21 protein-coding genes are annotated in these 19,798 nt (G+C 63.2%); 10 read left to right on the top strand and 11 right to left on the bottom strand.

Features of this window, described 5'->3' with window-relative positions; all coding sequences use genetic code 11:
- Positions 1–12 precede the first annotated feature (12 nt).
- The 3 genes from AWB82_RS10500 to hpnA all read right to left on the bottom strand — a co-directional run bounded on the left by AWB82_RS10500 (position 13) and on the right by hpnA (position 4,264).
- A complete protein-coding gene (locus tag AWB82_RS10500) occupies positions 13–567 on the bottom strand; it encodes a hypothetical protein (RefSeq protein ID WP_086967061.1) in 555 nt (184 codons plus the stop codon).
- Positions 568–762: 195 nt separating this feature from the next.
- A complete protein-coding gene (locus tag AWB82_RS10495; protein ID WP_086967060.1) occupies positions 763–3,009 on the bottom strand; it encodes an NADP-dependent isocitrate dehydrogenase in 2,247 nt (748 codons plus the stop codon).
- Between the two features lie 244 nt (positions 3,010–3,253).
- Positions 3,254–4,264, bottom strand: coding sequence for a hopanoid-associated sugar epimerase (hpnA, locus tag AWB82_RS10490; RefSeq protein WP_086967059.1), 1,011 nt, complete (start codon positions 4,262–4,264; stop codon positions 3,254–3,256).
- Between the two features lie 174 nt (positions 4,265–4,438).
- Here hpnA and AWB82_RS10485 point away from each other — a divergent pair, with 174 nt between their 5' ends.
- Genes AWB82_RS10485 through AWB82_RS10465 form a run of 5 tightly spaced genes read left to right on the top strand, consistent with a single transcriptional unit; the run spans position 4,439 to position 10,528 of the window.
- Positions 4,439–7,567: a response regulator gene (locus AWB82_RS10485; protein WP_086967058.1), complete on the top strand. Its 3,129-nt coding sequence runs from the start codon at positions 4,439–4,441 to the stop codon at positions 7,565–7,567.
- Between the two features lie 17 nt (positions 7,568–7,584).
- Positions 7,585–8,421 (top strand): CheR family methyltransferase, encoded by an 837-nt coding sequence (locus tag AWB82_RS10480; RefSeq protein ID WP_086967057.1) that lies wholly within the window; start codon positions 7,585–7,587, stop codon positions 8,419–8,421.
- Positions 8,422–8,423: 2 nt separating this feature from the next.
- Positions 8,424–9,020 carry a chemotaxis protein CheB gene (locus tag AWB82_RS10475; RefSeq protein ID WP_086967056.1) on the top strand — a complete coding sequence of 199 codons (597 nt, stop codon included), beginning with the start codon at positions 8,424–8,426 and terminating at the stop codon, positions 9,018–9,020.
- Positions 9,021–9,042: 22 nt separating this feature from the next.
- Positions 9,043–10,182: a hybrid sensor histidine kinase/response regulator gene (locus tag AWB82_RS10470; protein WP_086967055.1), complete on the top strand. Its 1,140-nt coding sequence runs from the start codon at positions 9,043–9,045 to the stop codon at positions 10,180–10,182.
- A gap of 49 nt (positions 10,183–10,231) precedes the next feature.
- Positions 10,232–10,528 (top strand): acylphosphatase, encoded by a 297-nt coding sequence (locus AWB82_RS10465; RefSeq protein WP_086967054.1) that lies wholly within the window; start codon positions 10,232–10,234, stop codon positions 10,526–10,528.
- Here the strand turns inward: AWB82_RS10465 and egtD are convergent.
- A complete protein-coding gene (egtD, locus tag AWB82_RS10460) occupies positions 10,525–11,493 on the bottom strand; it encodes an L-histidine N(alpha)-methyltransferase (protein ID WP_086967053.1) in 969 nt (322 codons plus the stop codon). The two genes, AWB82_RS10465 and egtD, sit on opposite strands and share 4 nt — an antisense overlap.
- Positions 11,494–11,700: 207 nt before the next feature.
- Complete coding sequence (locus AWB82_RS38820) at positions 11,701–11,832, bottom strand: hypothetical protein (protein ID WP_268811023.1); 132 nt, start codon at positions 11,830–11,832, stop codon at positions 11,701–11,703.
- A 38-nt stretch (positions 11,833–11,870) separates the two neighbouring features.
- On the opposite strand from AWB82_RS38820, the gene rarD reads away from it, so the two are divergent.
- Positions 11,871–12,860 (top strand): EamA family transporter RarD, encoded by a 990-nt coding sequence (gene rarD, locus AWB82_RS10455; RefSeq protein ID WP_086967081.1) that lies wholly within the window; start codon positions 11,871–11,873, stop codon positions 12,858–12,860.
- On the opposite strand, the gene AWB82_RS10450 is transcribed toward rarD, so the two are convergent.
- Together AWB82_RS10450 and AWB82_RS10445 are read right to left on the bottom strand one after the other, a co-directional pair.
- Positions 12,861–13,364, bottom strand: coding sequence for an Mpo1 family 2-hydroxy fatty acid dioxygenase (locus AWB82_RS10450; RefSeq protein ID WP_086967080.1), 504 nt, complete (start codon positions 13,362–13,364; stop codon positions 12,861–12,863).
- Between the two features lie 202 nt (positions 13,365–13,566).
- Positions 13,567–14,040: a hypothetical protein gene (locus AWB82_RS10445; protein WP_086967052.1), complete on the bottom strand. Its 474-nt coding sequence runs from the start codon at positions 14,038–14,040 to the stop codon at positions 13,567–13,569.
- Positions 14,041–14,449: 409 nt separating this feature from the next.
- Between AWB82_RS10445 and AWB82_RS10440 the strand changes: the two genes are divergently transcribed.
- Both AWB82_RS10440 and AWB82_RS10435 read left to right on the top strand, forming a co-directional pair.
- Positions 14,450–14,785, top strand: a complete 336-nt coding sequence (locus tag AWB82_RS10440) for a hypothetical protein (RefSeq protein WP_086967051.1) — start codon at positions 14,450–14,452, stop codon at positions 14,783–14,785.
- Positions 14,786–14,880: 95 nt separating this feature from the next.
- Positions 14,881–15,264 (top strand): hypothetical protein, encoded by a 384-nt coding sequence (locus AWB82_RS10435; RefSeq protein WP_086967050.1) that lies wholly within the window; start codon positions 14,881–14,883, stop codon positions 15,262–15,264.
- A 126-nt stretch (positions 15,265–15,390) separates the two neighbouring features.
- Here the strand turns inward: AWB82_RS10435 and AWB82_RS10430 are convergent, their stop codons facing one another.
- The 3 genes from AWB82_RS10430 to AWB82_RS10420 form a co-directional block, all read right to left on the bottom strand.
- The gene (locus AWB82_RS10430; RefSeq protein ID WP_407642987.1) at positions 15,391–15,807 is read right to left on the bottom strand and encodes a lytic transglycosylase domain-containing protein; all 417 of its coding nucleotides are present in this window, start codon (positions 15,805–15,807) and stop codon (positions 15,391–15,393) included.
- Between the two features lie 267 nt (positions 15,808–16,074).
- A complete protein-coding gene (locus tag AWB82_RS10425) occupies positions 16,075–17,484 on the bottom strand; it encodes a DHA2 family efflux MFS transporter permease subunit (RefSeq protein WP_086967048.1) in 1,410 nt (469 codons plus the stop codon).
- A 114-nt stretch (positions 17,485–17,598) separates the two neighbouring features.
- Entirely contained in the window at positions 17,599–18,147 is a 549-nt protein-coding gene (locus AWB82_RS10420; protein ID WP_086967047.1) for a phosphonate degradation HD-domain oxygenase, read from the bottom strand.
- A 100-nt stretch (positions 18,148–18,247) separates the two neighbouring features.
- On the opposite strand from AWB82_RS10420, the gene AWB82_RS10415 reads away from it, so the two are divergent.
- Together AWB82_RS10415 and AWB82_RS10410 are read left to right on the top strand one after the other, a co-directional pair.
- On the top strand, positions 18,248–18,568 hold the full coding sequence (locus tag AWB82_RS10415; protein WP_235023250.1) for a hypothetical protein: 321 nt from the start codon (positions 18,248–18,250) through the stop codon (positions 18,566–18,568).
- An 87-nt stretch (positions 18,569–18,655) separates the two neighbouring features.
- Positions 18,656–19,270 (top strand): DnaJ domain-containing protein, encoded by a 615-nt coding sequence (locus AWB82_RS10410; RefSeq protein WP_086967045.1) that lies wholly within the window; start codon positions 18,656–18,658, stop codon positions 19,268–19,270.
- A 46-nt stretch (positions 19,271–19,316) separates the two neighbouring features.
- On the opposite strand, the gene AWB82_RS10405 is transcribed toward AWB82_RS10410, so the two are convergent.
- Positions 19,317–19,565 carry a hypothetical protein gene (locus AWB82_RS10405; RefSeq protein ID WP_086967044.1) on the bottom strand — a complete coding sequence of 83 codons (249 nt, stop codon included), beginning with the start codon at positions 19,563–19,565 and terminating at the stop codon, positions 19,317–19,319.
- Positions 19,566–19,798: the final 233 nt, after the last annotated feature.

Genomic DNA, 19,798 nt, shown 5'->3' with positions numbered 1-19,798 from the left:
CGCGCTTCGCGCTTACTTCTTCGTCAACATGGCATACAACTCGATGACCATGTTCGGCGAAAACGTGAACGGCACCCAGCCGTGCCCGGCGTGACGCATCAACAGCAAGCGGTCGCCGTTCGCGTGTTTCTGCGTCGCCATGACTGGATTTTTGGTGGCGGCGAAGCGCCATCCCGGTGCGATGCCCGCCGGCTGATCCACCGACATCGACGCGCGCACGTTCGACAATTCCTCGATCAATTCCGATACACCTTCCGGGCTCAGCTTCACCGTCTTGCCGGCAATCGTCATTTCGACGGCGTCGCGCTCCGGGCGCGATACGACGAGCGTCGGCGGCTCGTTCAGGCCGGGCGGTTCGGCGGGCGCGGCGGAATCATCGGATTGCGGAGCGTCGCCCAAAGCGGGCGGTTCGTCCGGCGAAACGCGATCGGGCGACGAAACGACTTCGGTCGATGCGTCGGTCGATTCATCGGACGATCCGGCCGCTGAGCGGGCAGATGCGGTAGCGGTCTGAAGGAGCGTGTCGAGGCTCGACTCCAGCGCGCCGAGCTGGTCTTGTAGATTCATGCGAGTGTGTCTGTGTCAGGCTGGCGGACGGCGAGGCAACGATTCTACCCGCTCGAATTTGGCGAGCCCGGCAGAGGTTGTAACCAATTGCACCGAACGTGCGGTTTGCACGACGGATTTCGTCACGTACAAAGAAAACCGGCATCTCCGAAGAGATGCCGGTTCAGCGCGGCGCATGACGCGCCCCGGCGATTTTTACTTCGCGCGCACTTGTTCGAACGCCGCGTTGAGCGTCTTGCTCGGACGCATCACCGCTTCGAGCTTCTTCTCGTCCGGCATGTAGTAGCCGCCGATATCCGCCGCATTGCCCTGCACGGCAGCGAGTTCGTCGACGATCTTCTGCTCGTTCTCGGCCAGCGTTTTCGCGAGCGGCGCGAACTGCTCGGCGAGTGCGCGGTCTTCCGACTGCGACGCGAGTTCCTGCGCCCAGTACATCGCCAGATAGAACTGGCTGCCGCGATTGTCGAGCTGGCCGGTTTTCGGCGACGGGCTCTTGTTGTTGTCGAGCAGCTTGCCGGTGGCCGAATCGAGCGCCTTCGCGACGAGCTTCGCACGCGCGTTGTTGTTCTTGATGCCGAGCTCTTCCAGCGACACCGCCAACGCGAGGAATTCGCCGAGCGAGTCCCAGCGCAGATGGTTTTCCTGCACGAGCTGCTGCACGTGCTTCGGCGCCGAGCCGCCCGCGCCGGTTTCGTACAGGCCGCCGCCGGCCATCAGCGGAACGATCGAGAGCATCTTCGCGCTCGTGCCCAGTTCCATGATCGGGAACAGGTCGGTGAGGTAATCGCGCAGGATGTTGCCCGTGACCGAAATCGTGTCCATGCCGCGAATCACGCGTTCGAGCGTGTAACGCATTGCGCGCACTTGCGACATGATGTGGATTTCGAGGCCCTTCGTGTCGTAATCCTTCAGGTAGGTCTCGACCTTCTTGATGAGTTCGGCTTCGTGCGGACGATACGGGTCGAGCCAGAACACGGCCGGCGTGCCCGAGTTCTTCACGCGCGTGACGGCGAGCTTCACCCAGTCGCGGATCGGCGCGTCCTTAACCAGGCACATGCGCCAGATATCGCCCTTCTCGACTTCCTGCGTGAGCCCTTCGATGACTTCGTTGGTCGCGTTGTCGACGATGCGCGCCGTGCCGTCTTCCGCGATCTCGAAGGTCTTGTCGTGCGAGCCGTACTCTTCGGCCTTCTGCGCCATCAGGCCGACGTTCGGCACCGTGCCCATGGTCTTCGGATCGAACGCGCCGTTGGTCTTGCAGAAGTTGAGGATTTCCTGATAGATGCGCGCGAACGTGCTTTCCGGAATCAGGCACTTCGTGTCTTGCGGACGGCCGTCGGCGCCCCACATCTTGCCGCCGGCGCGGATCATCGCGGGCATGGAAGCGTCGACGATCACGTCGTTCGGCGCGTGCAGGTTCGAGATGCCCTTGGCCGAATCGACCATGGCGAGCGCCGGGCGCTTCTCGTGGCATGCGTGCATGTCGCGGATGACTTCGTCGCGCTGCGATTCCGGCAGCGCCTCGATCTTCGTGTAGAGATCGATGAGACCGTTGTTCACGTTGATGCCGAGTTCTTCGAAGAGCTTCGCGTGCTTCGCGAACGCATCTTTATAGAACACCTTCACGGCGTGGCCGAAGACGATCGGGTGCGAGACCTTCATCATGGTCGCCTTGACGTGCAGCGACAGCATGACGCCGGTGTCGAACGCGTCCTGCATCTGCTCCTCGTAGAACTCGACCAGCGCCTTCTTGCTCATGAACATGCTGTCGACGATCTCGCCGTCCTGCAGCTTGACCTTCGGCTTCAGCACGATGGTCTCGCCGCGCTTCGTGACGAGTTCCATGCGTACTTCGCGAGCTTTGTCGTTCGTGACGGACTTTTCGCCGTGATAGAAGTCGCCGTGCTTCATGTGCGCAACGTGAGTGCGCGAAGCCATGCTCCACTGGCCCATGCTGTGCGGATGCTTCTTCGCGTAGTTCTTCACGGCGAGCGGCGCGCGGCGGTCCGAGTTGCCTTCGCGCAGAACCGGGTTCACCGCCGAGCCGAGGCACTTGCCATAGCGCGCGCGGATGGCCTGCTCTTCGTCGTTCTTCGGCTCTTCGGGGTAGTCGGGCAGCTTGTAGCCTTTCGACTGAAGCTCCTTGATCGCGCTGGTCAGTTGATGCAACGACGCGCTGATGTTCGGCAGCTTGATGATGTTGGTGTCGGCGTGCTGCGTGAGTTCGCCGAGCTTCGCGAGGTTGTCAGGGACCTTTTGCGCGTCGGTCAGGAATTCGGGGAATTCGCCGAGGATGCGGGCGGCGACGGAGATGTCGCTCGTCTCGACGTTGACGCCCGCCGGCGCGGTGAAGGCACGGATGATCGGCAGAAAGGCGCTGGTTGCGAGCAGCGGGGCTTCGTCGGTCAGGGTGTAGATGATGGTGGGTTGCTGATTACTCATCGCTTGTCTCGACATCCGAAAACAGGTTGGAAAAAACCGCCGGCCTCTTCACCCCTCCGGCAACAAACCGCTATTCTGCCTGATTTTGCGGGGCACGCGTGTGAATTTCGGCTTGCGAAAATGGCCAAAACGGGCGTTTTTATCGATATATCAACGACTTAACGTTTTTCGAGTCTTATACAAGAGTTGCTATGCCGCTCGCGCTTTCCGGTGGCCGGAACGTTTCACGGAATGATTTCGCGCTTCATCCAGCGAGATAACCGTTCGCCTTGAACCAGTCCAGCGCGTCCTTCAGCCCTTCCCGATACGGCCGCGCGCCGTAGCCCAGCTCGCGCTCGGCCTTCGCCGACGTGAAATACATCTTGTTCTTCGACATGCGCAGCGCGTCGACGGTCACGAACGGCTCCTTCCCGCTCATCTTCGCGAACAGTTCCGCGCCGACCGCGAGCGGATAAAGCGGCCCGCGCGGCAGTTTGATGGTCGGCGGCTTGCGCCCGACGAATCCGGCGATGTCCGCCAGCATTTGCTGCAAGGGCAGGTTCTCGCCGCCGAGGATATACCGCTCGCCGATTTTGCCGCGTTCGAGCGCGAGCAAGTGCCCGTTCGCGACGTCGTCGACATGTACGAGATTGAGGCCCGTGTCGACGAACGCGGGAATCTTGCCCGTCGCCGCTTCGACGATGATGCGCCCGGTCGGTGTCGGGCGCACGTCGCGCGGGCCGATCGGCGTGGACGGATTCACGATCACCGCGGGCAGCGCGTTTTGCGCGACCATGCGCTCGACCACGCGTTCGGCGAGCACCTTGCTGCGCTTGTACGCGCCGATGGTGCTCGCCGGGTCCGACGGCTTCGTCTCGTCGACGATCGCGCCCGAACTCGTCACCTTCAGCGTCGCGACGCTGCTGGTATAAACAATGCGTTCAACGCCCTCGGCCAGCGCCGCGCGCATCGTCGCTTCGGTGCCTTCGAGGTTAGCGCGCTCGATCTCGCGCGGGTCCGGCGCCCAGATGCGATAGTCGGCGGCGACGTGGAACAGGAATCGCACGCCCTTGAGCGCGGCGCGCATCGACGCTTCCTCGCGCATGTCGCCGACGACGATCTCCGCGTTCAGCGATTCGACGTTCTTGCGCGGGCTGGTCTTGCGCACGAGCGCGCGCACCTCGAAACCGCGTTCGATGGCGAGCCGCGCGACGGCGGACCCGACGAACCCCGAAGCGCCCGTGACGAGCACGCGAGAGCCGGAAAAATCAGTCATTCTTACCTCGTTGAAAACACTGGCGCGGCGGTCTTTCGTAACAACTGCCGCGCGGAAAAAATCTCTGCCGATAGGCTGCAAAGCCCGATGTGACAAGGGCTCGCGGCTCATGCTAAGGTCGCTGCCTGCCGCAGGCGCGAGGCCCGCGCAAAACATGAACACAACCGGCGAACGATGCCCCAAACCACTCGAAACACAAGCACCTGGATCTACCTCGCCATTGCGCTCGCGCTCGCCGTCGTGTTCTGCATCGACGTGTTCATGCCGGTGCGCGTCGCGATCTGGGTCTTCTACGTGCTGCCCGTCGTGCTCTGCGTCTGGGCCGACCGTCCCGCCGTGCCGATCGTCACGGCGGCCTTGTCGTCCACGCTGATGATCGCAGGATACGCACTCGCCGCCGCCGATCCGAACGCGAACCTCGAAGTGCTGCAGATCAACCGCGCGATGGGCGTCGTCGTGCTGCTCGTGCTCGCGGCGGTGGCGCATCTGTATATCAAATCGCGGCTCGCCGTACAACGCACGACCTGGCTGCAACAGGGCATCGTGCAACTCGGCGTGAAATTACGCGGCGAACAGTCGCCGGCTTCGATCGGCGTCAGCATCCTGCGTTCGATCATTCCGTACGTCAACGCGAAGGTCGGCGTCGTCTACGCGCTCGACGGCGATGCGCTCGTGCGCGTGGCGGCATGGGCGCTGCCGGACGAGGGCAGCGCGCCAGCGAGGATTGCGCGCGGCGAGGGGCTCGTCGGACAGGCGATTGAAGAGGGGCGCGTGCTCGAATTGCGCGACGCGTCCGCGCACTATCTGAAGGCCGGTTCCGCGCTCGGGTCGGCGGCGGCGTCGCGCGTGCTGATCGCGCCGCTTCATGCCGATGGCGACGTCGCGGGCGCGATCGAACTCGGCTTCGTCGGCGGCGAGGGCCGTTTCGACGATGCCCGCGCGCTGCTCGACATGGCGTCGGAGCCGATCGGCATGGCGCTGCGTTCGTCGCGATACCGCGCGCGTCTCATCGAACTGCTCGAACAAACGCAGCGCCAGAGCGAGGAATTGCAGGTGCAGCAGGAAGAGCTGCGCGTGTCGAACGAGGAACTCGAAGAACGCGGACGCGCGCTGCAGGATTCGCAGGCGCGTCTCGAACAGCAGCAGGCCGAACTCGAACAGACCAATGTGCAGCTCGAAGAGCACACGCAGCATCTGGAGCGGCAAAAGGCCGAGCTCATGCAGGCACAGCAGGAACTGACCGCGAACTCGCTCGAAATGGAGCGCGCGAGCCAGTACAAGTCGGAGTTCCTCGCGAACATGTCGCACGAACTGCGCACGCCGCTCAACAGTTCGCTGATCCTCGCGAAGCTTTTGCAGGACAACAAGCAAGGCAACCTGAGCGATGAACAGGTGCGCTACGCCGCGACCATTCATTCGTCGAACAGCGATCTGCTTTCGCTCATCAACGACATTCTCGATTTGTCGAAGGTCGAGGCCGGACAGATGGACGTGCAGTTCGCGCTCACCGCCGTCGATGCGATTCTGGAGACGCTGCGGCAATCGTTCGCGCCCGTCGCCGGTAGCAAGGGCGTCGAATTCGTCACCGCGCACGGCGAGAACGTGCCGCAGTATTTCGTAACCGACGGTCAGCGGCTCCTGCAAGTGCTGCGCAATCTGCTGTCGAACGCGTTCAAGTTTACCGAGCGCGGCCGCGTGACGGTCGCGGTCGAGCGCGCGGGCGACAACGCGCTGCGTTTCGATGTGCGCGATACGGGCATCGGCATCGCGCGCGAGAAGCAGGACATGATCTTCCAGGCGTTCCAGCAAGCGGACGGCACCACGAGCCGCAAATATGGCGGCAGCGGGCTCGGGCTGTCGATTTCGCGCGAGTTCTCGCGTTTGCTCGGCGGGTCGGTGTCGGTGTCGAGCGAACTGGGGCAGGGCAGCGTGTTTTCGGTGACGCTGCCAATCGCGGCGCGCGAAGGCACCGTCACCGCGAAGCTCGACACGATCGGCCATATGCGAGAGCCGGAGCCTGCCGCCGCGCCCGCCTTCGCTCCTGTACAGCCGCCGCCGGTTCAGCCTATCGTCGTCAGCCCGGAGCCGCCCGCCATCGTCGATGATCGCGCCGATCGCAAGCGCCCGGACCGCGTGATTCTCGTCATCGAGGACGATCAGCCGTTCGCGCACATTCTCTACGACCTCGCGCACGAACTCGACTTCGACTGCGTGCACGCGGCGAGCGCCACGCAAGGCGTCGAACTTGCGCGCTCGCTGCAGCCGAACGGCATTCTGCTCGATATCGGCCTGCCGGATCAGTCGGGTCTCACCGTGCTCGAATGGCTCAAGCACGATCCGCTCACGCGCCATATCCCGATCCACGTCGTCTCGGCTACCGATCACGCCGATGTCGCGCTGCATCTCGGCGCGATCGGCTACACGTTGAAGCCGAGCGCGCGCGAAGATCTGGCCCACGCGATCCGCAAGCTCGAAGCGCGTTCGGCGCAGGGCACGCGCCGCGTGCTCGTGGTCGAGGACGATCCGGCGCTGCGCCAGAGCATTCACGCGCTGCTCGCGAGCGATACGGTCGGCATCGTCGAGGCGGGATCGATTGCGCAAGCCATCGAGGAGATGCAGCGCGCGCCGTTCGATTGCGTCGTGATGGATCTCGCGCTGCCCGACGGCTCCGGTTACGAACTGCTCGAACGCGTGTCGAAGAGCGGCGGGCACGCGTCGCCGCCGGTCATCGTCTATACCGGCCGGATGTTGTCGCAGGAAGAAGAGCAGCGCCTGCGCCGTTATTCGAAATCGATCATCATCAAGGGAGCGAAATCGCCGGAGCGCCTGCTCGATGAAGTGACGCTCTTCCTGCATAGCGTGGAAAGCGCGTTGCCGCCCGAGCAGCAGCGCATGCTGCGCGCGGCGCGTCAGCGCGACGACGTGTTCGAGGGCCGCACGATCCTGCTCGCCGAAGACGACGTGCGCAACATCTTCGCGCTTTCGCGCGTGATCGAGCCGCTCGGCGCCACGCTCGAAATCGCGCGCAACGGGCGCGAAGCACTCGAAGCGCTCGCGCGCCGCAGCGACATCGACCTCGTGCTGATGGACATCATGATGCCCGAGATGGACGGCCTCACCGCGATGCAGGAAATCCGCAGGCACACGGAGCATGCGCGCCTGCCGATCATCGCGCTGACGGCGAAGGCGATGCCGAGCGATCGCCAGAAATGTCTCGAAGCGGGTGCGGACGATTACATATCCAAACCCATCGACGTGGATAAGCTCGTATCGCTGTGTCGCGTATGGTTGCGTCAGCGATGAATGGATCGACCTCTGAGATGAACGAAAGCCGTCACGACGAAGAAGCGACGTTCGACATCGAACTGAAGCTGATTCTGGAAGCCATCTACCTGCGCTATCAGCACGACTTCCGGCATTACTCCGTGAGTTCGCTGAGAAGACGGCTCGCGCAGGCGGTGAACGATCTCGGCCTGCCGACGCTGTCGCATTTGCAGGAGCGCATTCTGCGCGACCCGGCGCTGTTCGCGCGCCTCTTCCAGTACCTCACGGTTCAGGTGAGCGAGATGTTCCGCGATCCGCAGTACTTTCGCGCGATACGCGAACAGGTCGTGCCGATTCTGCAGACTTATCCGTCGATCAAGGTCTGGGTCGCGGGATGCAGCAGCGGCGAGGAACTGTGGTCGCTCGCCGTGTTGTTCGCGGAAGAGAAGATCGCGGAGCGCACCGTGTTCTACGCGACCGACATCAACGCCGAAGCGCTGCGTCACGCCGAAAGCGGCATCTATCCGCTGGACCGCATGGCCGGCTTCAGCCAAAACTATCTGGCGGCGGGCGGCAAGCGTTCGCTCTCGGACTACTATCACGCGGCATACGGCGCGGCGAAGTTTTCGCAGACGCTCAAGTCGCGCGTGGTATTCGCGGATCACAGTCTCGCGACGGACAGCGTGTTTCTCGAAGCGCATCTGGTGTCGTGCCGCAATGTGCTGATCTACTTCGATCGCGCGCTGCAGGATCGCGCGCTCGGCCTCTTCAGCGACTCGCTCGTGCGGCGCGGATTCCTCGGGCTCGGCAGCAAGGAGAGCCTGCGCTTTTCCACCTATGCAGACCGTTTCGCGGATTTCAATTCGCGCGAACGGCTTTACCAGAAGGTGTGACGATGTTCGACACGGACCGCATCGGGGCAGTCGTGATCGGCGCATCGGCGGGCGGCGTCGAGGCGCTCAATCACCTCTTGCCCGCGCTGCCGAAGGGCTTCGGCTTGCCCGTGCTCATCGTCGTGCATGTGCGCCAAGGGCAGCCGAGCCTCTTGCCTGGGCTGTTCGCGTCGCGCTGCGAAATCGCCGTCGCAGAGCCGTTCGACAAGGACGAGATCGCGCCCGGCACCGTGTATTTCGCGCCGCCGGGCTATCACATGCTCGTCGAGGCGGAAGGCGGCGCGGCGCCGGCGATCGCGCTGTCGATCGACCCGCCCGTGCGCTTTTCGCGGCCGTCGGTGGATGTGCTGTTCGAATCGGCGGCGCATGCGTATGGCCCCCGCCTGCTCGGCATCGTGCTGTCGGGCGCGAACGACGACGGCGCCCGCGGCGCGCGCGCGATTCGCGAGGCGGGCGGCGCGTGCTGGGCGCAGAACCCGGAGACGGCCACGGCGCCGGCGATGCCGCTCGCGGCCATCGCGCAGGACGCGGTGGACGACGTACTGACGCTGGACGAAATGGTGTTGCGGCTATCGCAATGCATTGGCCGGCAGCCATGAAAAGAAGGCAAGGAGTCACCAGATGACGCAACCCATCCACGTGCTGATCGTCGATGACATTCGCAACAACATCACCGCGCTCGAAGCGTCGCTCGCGCGGCCGGATTTGTCGGTGCTGAAGGCCGAATCGGGCCCGGCGGCGCTTGAGCTTCTGCTCAAGCACGAAGTCGCGCTCGCGATCCTCGACGTCAACATGCCCGGCATGGACGGGTTCGAACTCGCCGAATTGATGCGCGGCAGTCCGCGCACCGCGCGCGTGCCGATCATCTTTCTCACGGCGACGGCGCAGGACGCGAGCCGCACCTTTCGCGGCTACGAGGCGGGCGCGGTCGATTTTCTCTACAAGCCGTTCGATTCGCGCATCCTCAATTCGAAGGTCGATGTCTTCATCCAGATGGAGCGTCAGAAGCAGCAACTCGCGACGCAACTCGCGACCGTGCAGCAACTGCTCGATGCGAACGAAATGCTGATGGCCGTGCTCGGCCACGATCTGCGCACGCCTTTGAGCGCGGTGATCGCGTCGGCGGAATATCTCGCGCGCTTCGTGCAGGACGAGAACGTGGCGAACATCGGCACGCGCATCAAGTCGAGCGGCATGCGCATGGTGCGCATGGTCGATCAACTGCTGAATCTCGCGCGGCTGCGCGGCGGGCGCGTCACGCTGCAGCCGCGCTCGGTCGAGTTGATGACGCTCGCGAAGAATATCGTCGAGGAATACGAGGCGCGCGTTGGGCGTGGACGCATTTTCGTGCTGCGTCAGGGCGACACGCTCTTGCAGGGCGACGGCGATCTGCTGTCGCAGGTGTTTTCGAATCTCATCGGCAACGCGTTGCAGCACGGGCACGAAGGTTCGGCGATCCAGGTGCGCCTCGACGGCGACGCGGAGAATGTGAGCATCAGCGTGCAGAACGCCGGCGAGATTCCCGCGGACGTTCTGCCGACGATCTTCGCGCCGTATCGCTCGGGAAGGCGTCAGCACGAATCGAGCGGCCTCGGGCTCGGGCTCTACATCACGCGTGAAATCGCGCAGATGCACGGCGGCGACGTCGAGGTGCGATCGACGTCCGAAGCCGGCACGGTATTCGAAGTGACGCTTCCGCGCGTGCCGCATCCGCGCGCGGGCGAACGCGCCGACATGGCTCAGCCATTCCGCCTGAGTTGAAAAGCGTGGCTACAATGCGGCCTATCAACGTTTGACAGGAGAAAGTGCAATGCCGGGCCCGGATCTGGATACGAGAATCGAAACCTATTACGTGCGCGTGCGCGGCGTCGTGCAGGGCGTCGGTTTCAGGCATTACACGGTGCGCAAGGCGCACGCGCTCGGCGTGCGCGGCTGGGTCGCCAATCTCGATGACGGCTCCGTCGAAGCGGTCGTGCAGGGCGCGGCGAATCAGGTCGATCTGATGCTCGAATGGCTGCGACGCGGGCCGCCGCATGCCCGCGTCACCGAGTTTCACAGCGAAGAGCGCCACGTCGAGAAACGCTACGAGCGCTTCGAGCAGCACTAACGCGCGACCAGAAGGCTCTCCGCGAACTGCCATTCCTCGTCGCGCCACTGATGCGTGCATTCGAAGCCCGCATCGGCGGCGATCGGCGCGACTTCGTCGGCCGCGTACTTGTGGCTGCTTTCCGTCCAGATCGTCTCGCCTTCGTGGAACTCCGCGCGCAGATCCGCGCCGCGCACGCGCACCGAAAGCGCGCGCTTCGCACGCAAGTGCATTTCGATGCTGCGCGCATCCGGATTGAAGCGCGCGACGTGCTCGAAGGCGTCGAGCGGGAAATCGCCGCCCAGCTCGCGATTGATACGCGCGAGCATGTTCAGATTGAACGCGGCCGTCACGCCGATCGGATCGTCATACGCCGCGATCAATACCGGCAGCGGCTTGATGAGATCGGTGCCGAGCAATAGCGCGTCGCCGGGTTGCAGCATGCCGCGAATCGAGCACAGAAACTTCGTCGCCGCGAGCCGCGCGAAATTACCGATGGTGCTGCCGAGAAACAGCACGAGCAGTCTTTCGCCGTCCTTGCGCTTCGCGCTGACTTCCGAAAGCCCGGCGAGGTAATCGCGCTCGTGTCCGACGATCGACACACGCTCGATATCGCTCAGTTCGCGCCGGCACAACTGCAATGCGGTGCGCGAAATTTCAATCGGATGGTAAGCGGTCGGCTGCTTTTTACACAGCGCTTCCAGAATGCGGCGCGTCTTGCGGCCGCTGCCGCTGCCGAGTTCCGCGACCTGAATATCGCCCGGCAGCGCCGCGACGATATCCGTCGCGTGGTCCTTCAGCACGCGCTCTTCGGCGCGCGTCACGCCGTACTCGGGCAGCGCGGTGATCACTTCGAAGAGGGCCGAGCCCACTTCGTCATACAGATACATCGACGGCAATTCTTTCTGCGGACGCTTGCTGAGTCCTACGTACACGGCCTCTGCGAAGGCGCTGGTGAAGCGGGGGGACAGGGCAGGTTGAGTCATGACGTCTCCATCGATGCGGCGTTTCCTTCGCGTGCCAACCTCGTGAATGAAGGCACGGCGCGTGTTGCTGCGGATGCATTGACGTGAGCGGCGGATGATCGCGCGCGTTGTGCCGCTCGGACTTATGGGAAGGACCGGCTGCATGCGCCGGACCGACAAGGATCGCCGGTCATCGTGACCGGCTAAAGACAACGCGAGAGACAGCGATCAGGCCGCGGAGTTCATGCCGAAATGCGAAGCATCAAAGAAGCAAAAAGCGCGCACGCCCGGAAATCGGTTTGAAGCGGATTCTGAAAATGAAGCGCGCACGGCGTTTAGAATGCGCAGTTCACGTTTCATTCCGCTTGCATTCACCTTTGGCGCTTGCGCATTTCTCGATGAATCAGCATGACCTCGCGCGCGGCATCGCACTGTCCGTCGCCGCTTCCACGCTCTTCGCGCTCATGTCCGGCTATACGAAATGGCTCGCGCCGCTCGACGGGCTCGACATCTTCGCGTGGCGTATCGTGTGGACATTGCCGGGCGCGCTCGCACTGGTCGCGGTGAGAAAGCGCTGGCCGCAATTATGCGCGCTCGTGGCGAGGCTCGCCAGAACGCCGCGCCTGCTGCTGATGTTCGCCGTAGTGGCCGCGCTGCTCGGCGTGCAGTTGTGGATCTTTCTCTGGGCGCCGCTGCACGGGCGCGCGCTTGAAGTATCGCTCGGCTATTTTCTCCTGCCACTCGCGATGGTGCTGCTCGGACGCTTTTACTACGGCGAGCGGCTCGATGGCCTTCAGTGGGCGGGCGTTGGCGCGGCGGTCGTCGGGGTCGCGCATGAACTGATCGTCACGCATGCGTTCGCGTGGCCGACGCTCGTCGTGATGCTCGGCTATCCGCCGTACTTCGTGTTGCGGCGCCGGCTCAACGCGGACCCGCTCGTATCGTTCGCGGTGGAGATCATGCTGATGTCGCCCGTCGCCGTGCTCATGCTCTTCGCGCGCGGCTCGTTCGCGGATGTCGCGGGCGAACCGCATCTGTGGCTCGTGCTTCTTCCCGGACTCGGCGCATTGAGCACGATCGCGCTCGCGTCGTATCTGCGCGCGAGCCGTCATCTGCCGCTCGCGCTCTTCGGCATTCTGGGCTACGTGGAACCGGTGTTGCTCGTCGGCGTCGCGGTGCTGTTGCTCGGCGAGCCGTTTTCAGCGCGTCAACTCGGGACTTATGTGCCGATCTGGATCGCCGTCGTGCTGACCGGCGTGCATAGCGCGCGTCTGCTGAGGCGCGAGCGCTCGCGCAAGCAGGCTTGGCCGATGCCGATGCCCGTGAGCGAGCATCACGCGAGCGTCGAACATGAAACCGTCGCGGACGAAATCGAGCGGATCGATTGATCAGCGCGCGGGGCGCGTTTCGATGGCATGGTGCAGATCGCGCATGAGACCGAGCCCGAACATAAGCTCGACGAGAATGAAGAGCGGGCCGATCAACAAGCCGACGATATCGTCGACGAACGCGGGTTTGCGATGCTCGAAGCGCATGTGCCCGATGAACTGGAATACCCAGCCGATCACGAACATGCCGATGCCGATCGCGAGCCACAGCGACGTGTCTTGCGACGCGGCCCATTGCCCGAACGCCGCGCTCAACGCGGACACGATGCCCATGCCGATGCCGAGCGGCACGTCGAGCCACAGATAATAGAGCGTCGCGAGCGCGAACAGAATCCACGCGGGCGTGAGTAGAAATTCGCCCGATAACATGGGCCATGCGGGACGACTCAGCAATGCAGCGATCGCAAGCACGATAAGCGGAATGCCGATGAAATGCGTGGCGATATTGCGTCTGTCGCGATGATATTCGGCGTACCGCGATAACTGATCGGTCAGCGTGCGCATGACGGGCGTCTCCTTCGCGTTTTTGTGTTTCACGAATGATAAGCTGCGCGACGACATAGGCAAGTAGAGCATTTCCTTTAGGCGACGGGAATCGTTGGACTAAAGGAAACAAAAAAGGCGAGCCCGAAAGCTCGCCTGAATCGAACGCACTGGTTTGTTTATATGCAATGCCCAGTGCGCGATGCGAGGACGCGCGCCTCCCTTACTTCTTCGCTGCGTCGACCTTCGCATCGGCGGCCGATTTGTTCGCGTCGCTTTGTGCTTCGACTTTTTCCTTGTCGGCCTTCGCTTGCGCCACGTTGGCATCCTTCGCTGCGTCGTGCTTTTTCTTGTCGGCCTTGGTTTGTGCAGCGGTCTTCTTCTTGTTGGCTTTCGCCTGTGCCTTGGCGGCATCACCGCGAGCGTCGGAAGCTTGTTCCGGCGTGGTCGCCTGCGCTACTTTCGCGGCTTCCTTGTTGGCGTCGGCTTGCGCCGAGGCCTTGTCCTCGTTCGCCGATGCCTGCGCCTTGGCCGCGTCGTGCTGCGCGTCGGCCTTCTTCTTGTTGGCGCTCGCCTGAGCCTCGGCTTTTTCGTTGTTTGCCTTCAGTTGCGCTTTGCCGGCATCGGTTGCGGCGGTTTGCGCGAATACGGTGGAGACCAGCATGGCGGATGCGAGAGCAGCGACGATCTTCTTCATGGTTTGAAACTCCCTTGATCTTTTATTCGAGGACGCGTGGCGCGCAATGCGCCGCGCTGTCCGTGAAAACGCCGCGCCCACGAATATCGTTGACGTCCTTCTGGTGACAAACAGTAACCAGTGGCGAGCAAATGAAACGGCGTGCGGTAAAAGCGGCTGCTTTGTTCGCGCTTGAGGATTTGCATTACCGAAGGGGCGAGAAAAGCTGTTACCGTTTATCGAATCCAATTCTATTTGTAACGGCACTTCGAATATTTCGGAATGCGAACCTAGACGCCGTTTTCGGACGCTAGAGAAACGAGCTATTTGTAATCGTTGAAATGCGCAGTTACCAACTGCTGCAATTATTTCTTAGCTGTCTGCTTAAGATGCGTTCCATGAACCCGGCCAACGGGAAACGGAGAAGCTCATGAAACGCGCAGCACTTGTCTTGTTGATGATCGGTAGTCTGACGGCGGCAGGCCAGGCCTCGGCGCATGGATACGGCGGCGGTCGCGGCCACGGCGGCGGCTACGGCGGCGGCGGCGATAGCGGTGCGATCGTCGGCGCGCTGATCGGTGGTGCGGTGCTCGGCGCGCTGGTTACGTCCGTCGCCAATGCCCAACCGACCAATGCGCAGCCTGTCTATCAACAGCCCGCGTATGCGCAGCCGGCCTATGCGCAACCGGTTTATGCGCAACCGGCGCAGCCGGCTGGTTACTGCTACGACAACTACCGCAACGCGTATGTGCCGTGCGGCTACTGATCGCGTGAGCGTCGCGGCACGTCACTTGCGCTGATGCGGACACGGTCGTTGCACGCAAATAGCGACGACCGACACGCACACTTTGGAGACTTGCAATGAACGCGACTACGAAAAAGTTGGTGATTTCCGCGCTGGTGCTGGGCTTGTCCGGCGGCGTCTACGCGCAAGCGGGCGGCGGTGCGGGCAGTGCGGGCGGCGGCGCGGGCGGCGGCGGTTCGATGGGCGCAGGCGGCAACGGCTCGGCCGGCGCCGGCTCGGCTGCGGGCGGCAAGGGCGGCGGCGTCGGCATGGGTGGCGCTGGAGTGGGCGGCTCGGCGGATGGCTCGACCGGCACCGGCGTGAAGAGCGGCATGGGCAACAACGCGACGAACGGCATGGGCCAGGATCAGGGCACCGTGCAACGCAGTGCGCCGAATAACGGCAACATGAATTCGGGCGGCATGAAGTCCGACAGCACCGGCACGAAGAAGGCCTATTAAAGCGAGGCCAGCGCGCATGCGGGTGCGATCGCCGCGACGTCATCGGGACGTGAATGCGGCATCCGCCTGGCGGCGGCGCGCGAAATCACTAAAAAAAATTGCGCGTTCAAGGCGCGAGACGGACTGTTATTGACCGCTCGCCGATGCCGCATCGACAGATGCCGCAGCCGGTTCGAACGTTTTCGCGCGCAAGCTGACCTTCTCGGCGTAGGCGTGCGAGCCGCCGTAGCTCTTCAGCGCGGCGTCGACATCGCCCTGAGCGGATTTCATATAGCCGTGCAGAATGGCCGAGCCCGTTTCGATGTTGTCTTCCGGGTCGGTCAGATCCACGTTGCGCACGAGTTTTCTGTGCGCCGATGGCACGACCTGCATCAGGCCCGTGGCATTGTTCGGCCCTTTCGCCGTTTCCTTGAAGCGCGATTCGATCGAGATGATGGCGAGCAAAAGCGCCGGCGGAAGCGAATATTTCGATGCGGACGACATGACCGCCGACGCGATGGTCTCCGCCTTTACGCGCGCCACGCCGAATTTGCGCATCAGCATTTCAGAAATCTTGTGACTTGCCTGCTCGGCCTTCGGGTCTTGCGGAGCGGCTGACTGCGCGGCCGCGTCACTCGCGGCGAGCGGGTTTTCCTGTGCGAGTGCAGTGTGCGCGGCACTCAGCGAGAAGGCGAAAACGGCAAAGGTGGCAAGTACACGACGCATCGGGCGGAGAGATCAAAGCGGAATCGCATTATAGCCACATAAAAAAGCCTTGTGGATCATGGACTTGTCTTAAATATGATGTTTCGTTTCGGAAATCGGCACGAATTACGTGCGTTCCGCGCGCTTGGCCGAGGGCGCGGAAATGCCCTCGCCGGCGTCTTCCGAGAGGCGCGAGAACATCGGCAGAGAGGCCAGAACGACCAGCGCCGTTACGATGAAACCGCACGCCAGTTGCCAGCGTTCCGTGTGCGCGCTGCCGGAAACGAGCATCGTCGCCTGGATCGTGCCGGCCGCGACCGTCACGCCGACCGCCTTCATCAACTGCTGCGCGGTGCCCTGAAACGAGGTCGCGGCGGCGAGTCGCGGCCTGGGAACGTCGGCGAAGGCGAGGGCGCCCATCGTCGCGAAACTGAGCGAGCGGCCTAGTCCGCCGAGCAGCAGGAGCAGGAAGATCGCGGCGGCGGGCCAGGCTTGCGACATCGTCGAGCAGACGAGCAGCACGGCCGCAAACACGACGCTCCCCGTGCACAAAACCGTGCGCACCGAGAAGCGCCGCAGCGCGAGCGCCGTCATCGGGCGCATGCAGAACGAGCCGAGCGCGCTCGCGAACGTGACGAGACCGCTTGCCGTCGCGCTGTAGCCGAAACCCGTCTGCAGCGTGAGCGGCACGAGAAAAGGCAGCGCGCCCGCGCCAGCGCGAAACAGGCTGCCCGCGACCGTCGCGGCGTGGAACGTGGGAATCGACAGCAATGAGAAGTCGATGGCCGGATTCGGCGCGCGCCGGCAATGCAGCACGGTCGCGCGAAAAAGCAGCAGGCCGACCGCCGCGCAGATCCAGGGCACGCCGACCGGCAGCACACCGCGCCCCGCGCTTTCGATGCCAATCATGAACAGACTGAGCGATGCGCCCGACAGCAGCATGCCGCGCAAATCGGGCGGCGTCCGGTCTTCAGGCGGCGAAGGCGGCAGCAATTTCCAGGTCAGATAGAGGCCCACGATGCCGACCGGCACGTTGACCCAAAAGATGCTGCGCCACGTGAGCGTATCGGTGAGAAAGCCGCCGAGCGGCGGTCCGAGCAGAGGGCCGACGAGCGCGGGCATGGTGAGCCATGTCGTCGCTTGCAGAAGTTCTTCGCGCTTGACGCCGCGAAACAGGATCAGACGGCCGACGGGCACCATCATCGCGCCGCCGAGACCCTGCACGACGCGCGCGGCCAGCAATTGCGGCAGAGTCATCGCGGCGGCGCACGCCACGGACGCGAGCGTGAAGGTTGCGATCGCCCACATGAACACGCGGCGCGCGCCGAAACGGTCGGCGACCCAGCCGCTCGCGGGAATGAAGACGGTCAGCGCGACGAGATAGGCGGTGATCGCGCTGGAAAGATGCACTGGATCGACGTTGAGATCGCGGGCCATCGTCGGGAGGGCGGTCGCGACGATCGTGCCGTCCATGTTCTGCATGAAGAGCGCGCTGGCGACGACAGCGGCTGTGATGCGGAAGTTGCCGCCTTTCACGGTCGGGCGCTCGTATGCGCCCTGAAGGCTCGCTGCAAGGCGTGTCGAAATGGGAATGGATGCATGGCGCACAGTCTAGCGCGATACGCGAACGTGCGTTCTTCGACGAAGCCCTCAACCCAACGCGACGCTCGCCGCGATCTCCATGAAATGCGTCAACGCGCGCGTGACCCGATGCGTGTCCTTCGCTTCATCGTCCCAGCGGCGCAGCGCGATGGCGTCGCGCGCGAACGGCTTCGCAAGAAACGCCTGCGCGGTTTCATCGTCGAATACGCCGCCTTGCAGTTGCAGACTGCGCACCGAATCCGCCGACAGCCGCGCGTGATACGACGCATCGATCGCGCACAGGCAGCGTTTCGCATCGACGTGCAGGCGAATCGGTTCGAGCACGGCGTCGCTGAAGAGCGGACGCAGGAACGGCAGCGCGAAGTACTGATGCAGATCGTCGATGCCGCGTCCGCTCGGCGTCTCGCCTTGCAGATTCAACAGGTGCCCCAGGTCGTGCAGCAAGGCCGCGACGATCAGCTCGCGGCTCGCGCCCGCCTGCTCGGCGAGCGTCGCGCTTTGCAACGCGTGCTGCAATTGAGTGACCGGCTCGCCGCTATAGGCAATAGAGCCGTGTTTATCGAAGAGATGCCGGATGTCGGCGAGTGAAAGCGCCATCGTAAGGAAAGGGTCGAGCGGGTATGCTGAAAGCGGAAAACGAGCGATTGTCGCAAGGCTTTATGATGCGACGATGGCCGCGCACAGCGAGCCGATATTCATGCCTTTCTCTTTCAGCCGACGCGCCGAACTTGCGGGTCTCGATCGCGCATCACGACGCGACGTGCGCCGCATCGCGTGGCATTTCGCGCAACGCCACTGGACGCTGCACGCGCCGGCGTTCGCGTGGATCGTGTTCGTGCTGCTGCATACGCGCTATCAGTTCGTGCCGGAGCGGCGCGACTATCTGCTGGTCACGCTCGCGATCTTCGTGCTGGGCGTGGTCAATATCCGGCTTCATATCGCGCGCTATCTGAAACCCGCGCGCGCCGTGTTCGACTCGCTTGGAAGCACGGCCGCACGCACGATAACAGGCCGCTAATCGCTCGTGTTGCAATGCCGCATCGCGCGAAGAGACCCCGTTTTTTGCGTGTTAGGATGGCCGTCGACCGCATCCACCGAACGCAAGATGGCAACGTTATACGAAACCCTCGGCGTGAACGAACACGCCACCGACGAAGAAATCAAACGCGCGTATCGCAAGGCTGCAATGCGCTGCCATCCCGACCGCAACGTAGGGAACGAAGAGGCCGCCCGCGCGAAGTTCCTTGAGGTGAAGGAAGCCTACGCAATTCTTTCCGACCGCGCGCAGCGCGAGGTCTACGACCGCATCTACACGGAAGAAATGCGTCGCTGGGAAGAGCAAGCGCGCAAGGAGCAAGCGGAACGCGAGGCGCGGGAAGCGAAAGAGCGCGAGGCGCGCGAAGCGCTCTATGCGCAACGTGTGTCGCTTGCGATGCGTTTTGCGTCGCAAGGCCATAACCGCGATGTCGTGTTCGGCGTGCTGCTCGGCGCGCAATGCGACGAGGCGGCGGCCCGGCAGATCGCGGATAGCGCGATCGCGCTGCATGAGTCGCGTCAGGCGAGGGAAGAGGCCAAGGAGCGGGAAGAACAATCCGTCACGGCCAAGGAAGAACAGAAGGAACCGAAAGAACAGAAGGAACAGAAAGAACCCGCAACGGCCGACCCGGCGAATCCGCTCGGCGCAATGTGGTTTCAGTTTCTCAACAATTTGCGTTTCTGATCGTTAATCGTTCATCGTTCGCGGCGCGGCGGCGAATGAAGCCGGCTTAAGCCGCGAGTCTTTCGCCGCGCATGTTGCTTTGCTTCGGTGCAGGCGGATAAACGCACCAGTGTCCGTCATCGTGACGGAAAAAGAACAGCGCTCGCGACACCGCGCCATGCAACGCCTCGACGCACACATAGCGACGCCGGTCGAAACGCGTGCGGCTGAACTGCCTCACATGCACCGGCATGCTGCCCGGCGCGAGCCACTTTTCGACCTGATAACGAAGGGACTGCTCGTTCGCGCATTTCATCTCGGTCTCCTGCACGCGGCATTCATGTTAGGGATAACGGCCGAACACGCCGATGATTGAAGCCCTATCCGTGAAACCCCTGCCGCGACGCACCACGTTCTTGACAAAGCACTTGAACTCTACGCTTCAAATCCTGAGCCGTGCCCGTTTTTGCGAAATAGCAACAGCAAGCTTTAACGCGCCTTTCGCCATGCATCGTTCATGCAAGATGCGTGCTGCCGTTGAACTTATCG

This window comes from Caballeronia glebae, from assembly GCF_001545035.1.
GTDB lineage: Bacteria > Pseudomonadota > Gammaproteobacteria > Burkholderiales > Burkholderiaceae > Caballeronia > Caballeronia glebae.
Note: the sequence above shows the minus strand (reverse complement) of the source record. Positions and strands in the feature narration are given on the sequence as shown.

Bases quoted from the DNA above. Each gene is read 5' to 3' on its own strand.
- AWB82_RS10445 (WP_086967052.1), bottom strand. From the start codon at position 14,040: ATGAAGAAGATCGTCGCTGCTCTCGCATCCGCCATGCTGGTCTCCACC.
- hpnA (WP_086967059.1), bottom strand. From the start codon at position 4,264: ATGACTGATTTTTCCGGCTCTCGCGTGCTCGTCACGGGCGCTTCGGGG.
- AWB82_RS10410 (WP_086967045.1), top strand. From the start codon at position 18,656: ATGGCAACGTTATACGAAACCCTCGGCGTGAACGAACACGCCACCGAC.
- AWB82_RS10435 (WP_086967050.1), top strand. From the start codon at position 14,881: ATGAACGCGACTACGAAAAAGTTGGTGATTTCCGCGCTGGTGCTGGGC.
- rarD (WP_086967081.1), top strand. From the start codon at position 11,871: ATGAATCAGCATGACCTCGCGCGCGGCATCGCACTGTCCGTCGCCGCT.
- AWB82_RS10430 (WP_407642987.1), bottom strand. From the start codon at position 15,807: ATGCTGATGCGCAAATTCGGCGTGGCGCGCGTAAAGGCGGAGACCATC.
- AWB82_RS10405 (WP_086967044.1), bottom strand. From the start codon at position 19,565: ATGAAATGCGCGAACGAGCAGTCCCTTCGTTATCAGGTCGAAAAGTGG.
- AWB82_RS10440 (WP_086967051.1), top strand. From the start codon at position 14,450: ATGAAACGCGCAGCACTTGTCTTGTTGATGATCGGTAGTCTGACGGCG.
- AWB82_RS10415 (WP_235023250.1), top strand. From the start codon at position 18,248: ATGCCTTTCTCTTTCAGCCGACGCGCCGAACTTGCGGGTCTCGATCGC.
- AWB82_RS10465 (WP_086967054.1), top strand. From the start codon at position 10,232: ATGCCGGGCCCGGATCTGGATACGAGAATCGAAACCTATTACGTGCGC.
- AWB82_RS10480 (WP_086967057.1), top strand. From the start codon at position 7,585: ATGAACGAAAGCCGTCACGACGAAGAAGCGACGTTCGACATCGAACTG.
- AWB82_RS10500 (WP_086967061.1), bottom strand. From the start codon at position 567: ATGAATCTACAAGACCAGCTCGGCGCGCTGGAGTCGAGCCTCGACACG.
- AWB82_RS10470 (WP_086967055.1), top strand. From the start codon at position 9,043: ATGACGCAACCCATCCACGTGCTGATCGTCGATGACATTCGCAACAAC.
- AWB82_RS10450 (WP_086967080.1), bottom strand. From the start codon at position 13,364: ATGCGCACGCTGACCGATCAGTTATCGCGGTACGCCGAATATCATCGC.
- egtD (WP_086967053.1), bottom strand. From the start codon at position 11,493: ATGACTCAACCTGCCCTGTCCCCCCGCTTCACCAGCGCCTTCGCAGAG.
- AWB82_RS10475 (WP_086967056.1), top strand. From the start codon at position 8,424: ATGTTCGACACGGACCGCATCGGGGCAGTCGTGATCGGCGCATCGGCG.
- AWB82_RS10485 (WP_086967058.1), top strand. From the start codon at position 4,439: ATGCCCCAAACCACTCGAAACACAAGCACCTGGATCTACCTCGCCATT.
- AWB82_RS10495 (WP_086967060.1), bottom strand. From the start codon at position 3,009: ATGAGTAATCAGCAACCCACCATCATCTACACCCTGACCGACGAAGCC.
- AWB82_RS38820 (WP_268811023.1), bottom strand. From the start codon at position 11,832: ATGAAACGTGAACTGCGCATTCTAAACGCCGTGCGCGCTTCATTTTCA.
- AWB82_RS10420 (WP_086967047.1), bottom strand. From the start codon at position 18,147: ATGGCGCTTTCACTCGCCGACATCCGGCATCTCTTCGATAAACACGGC.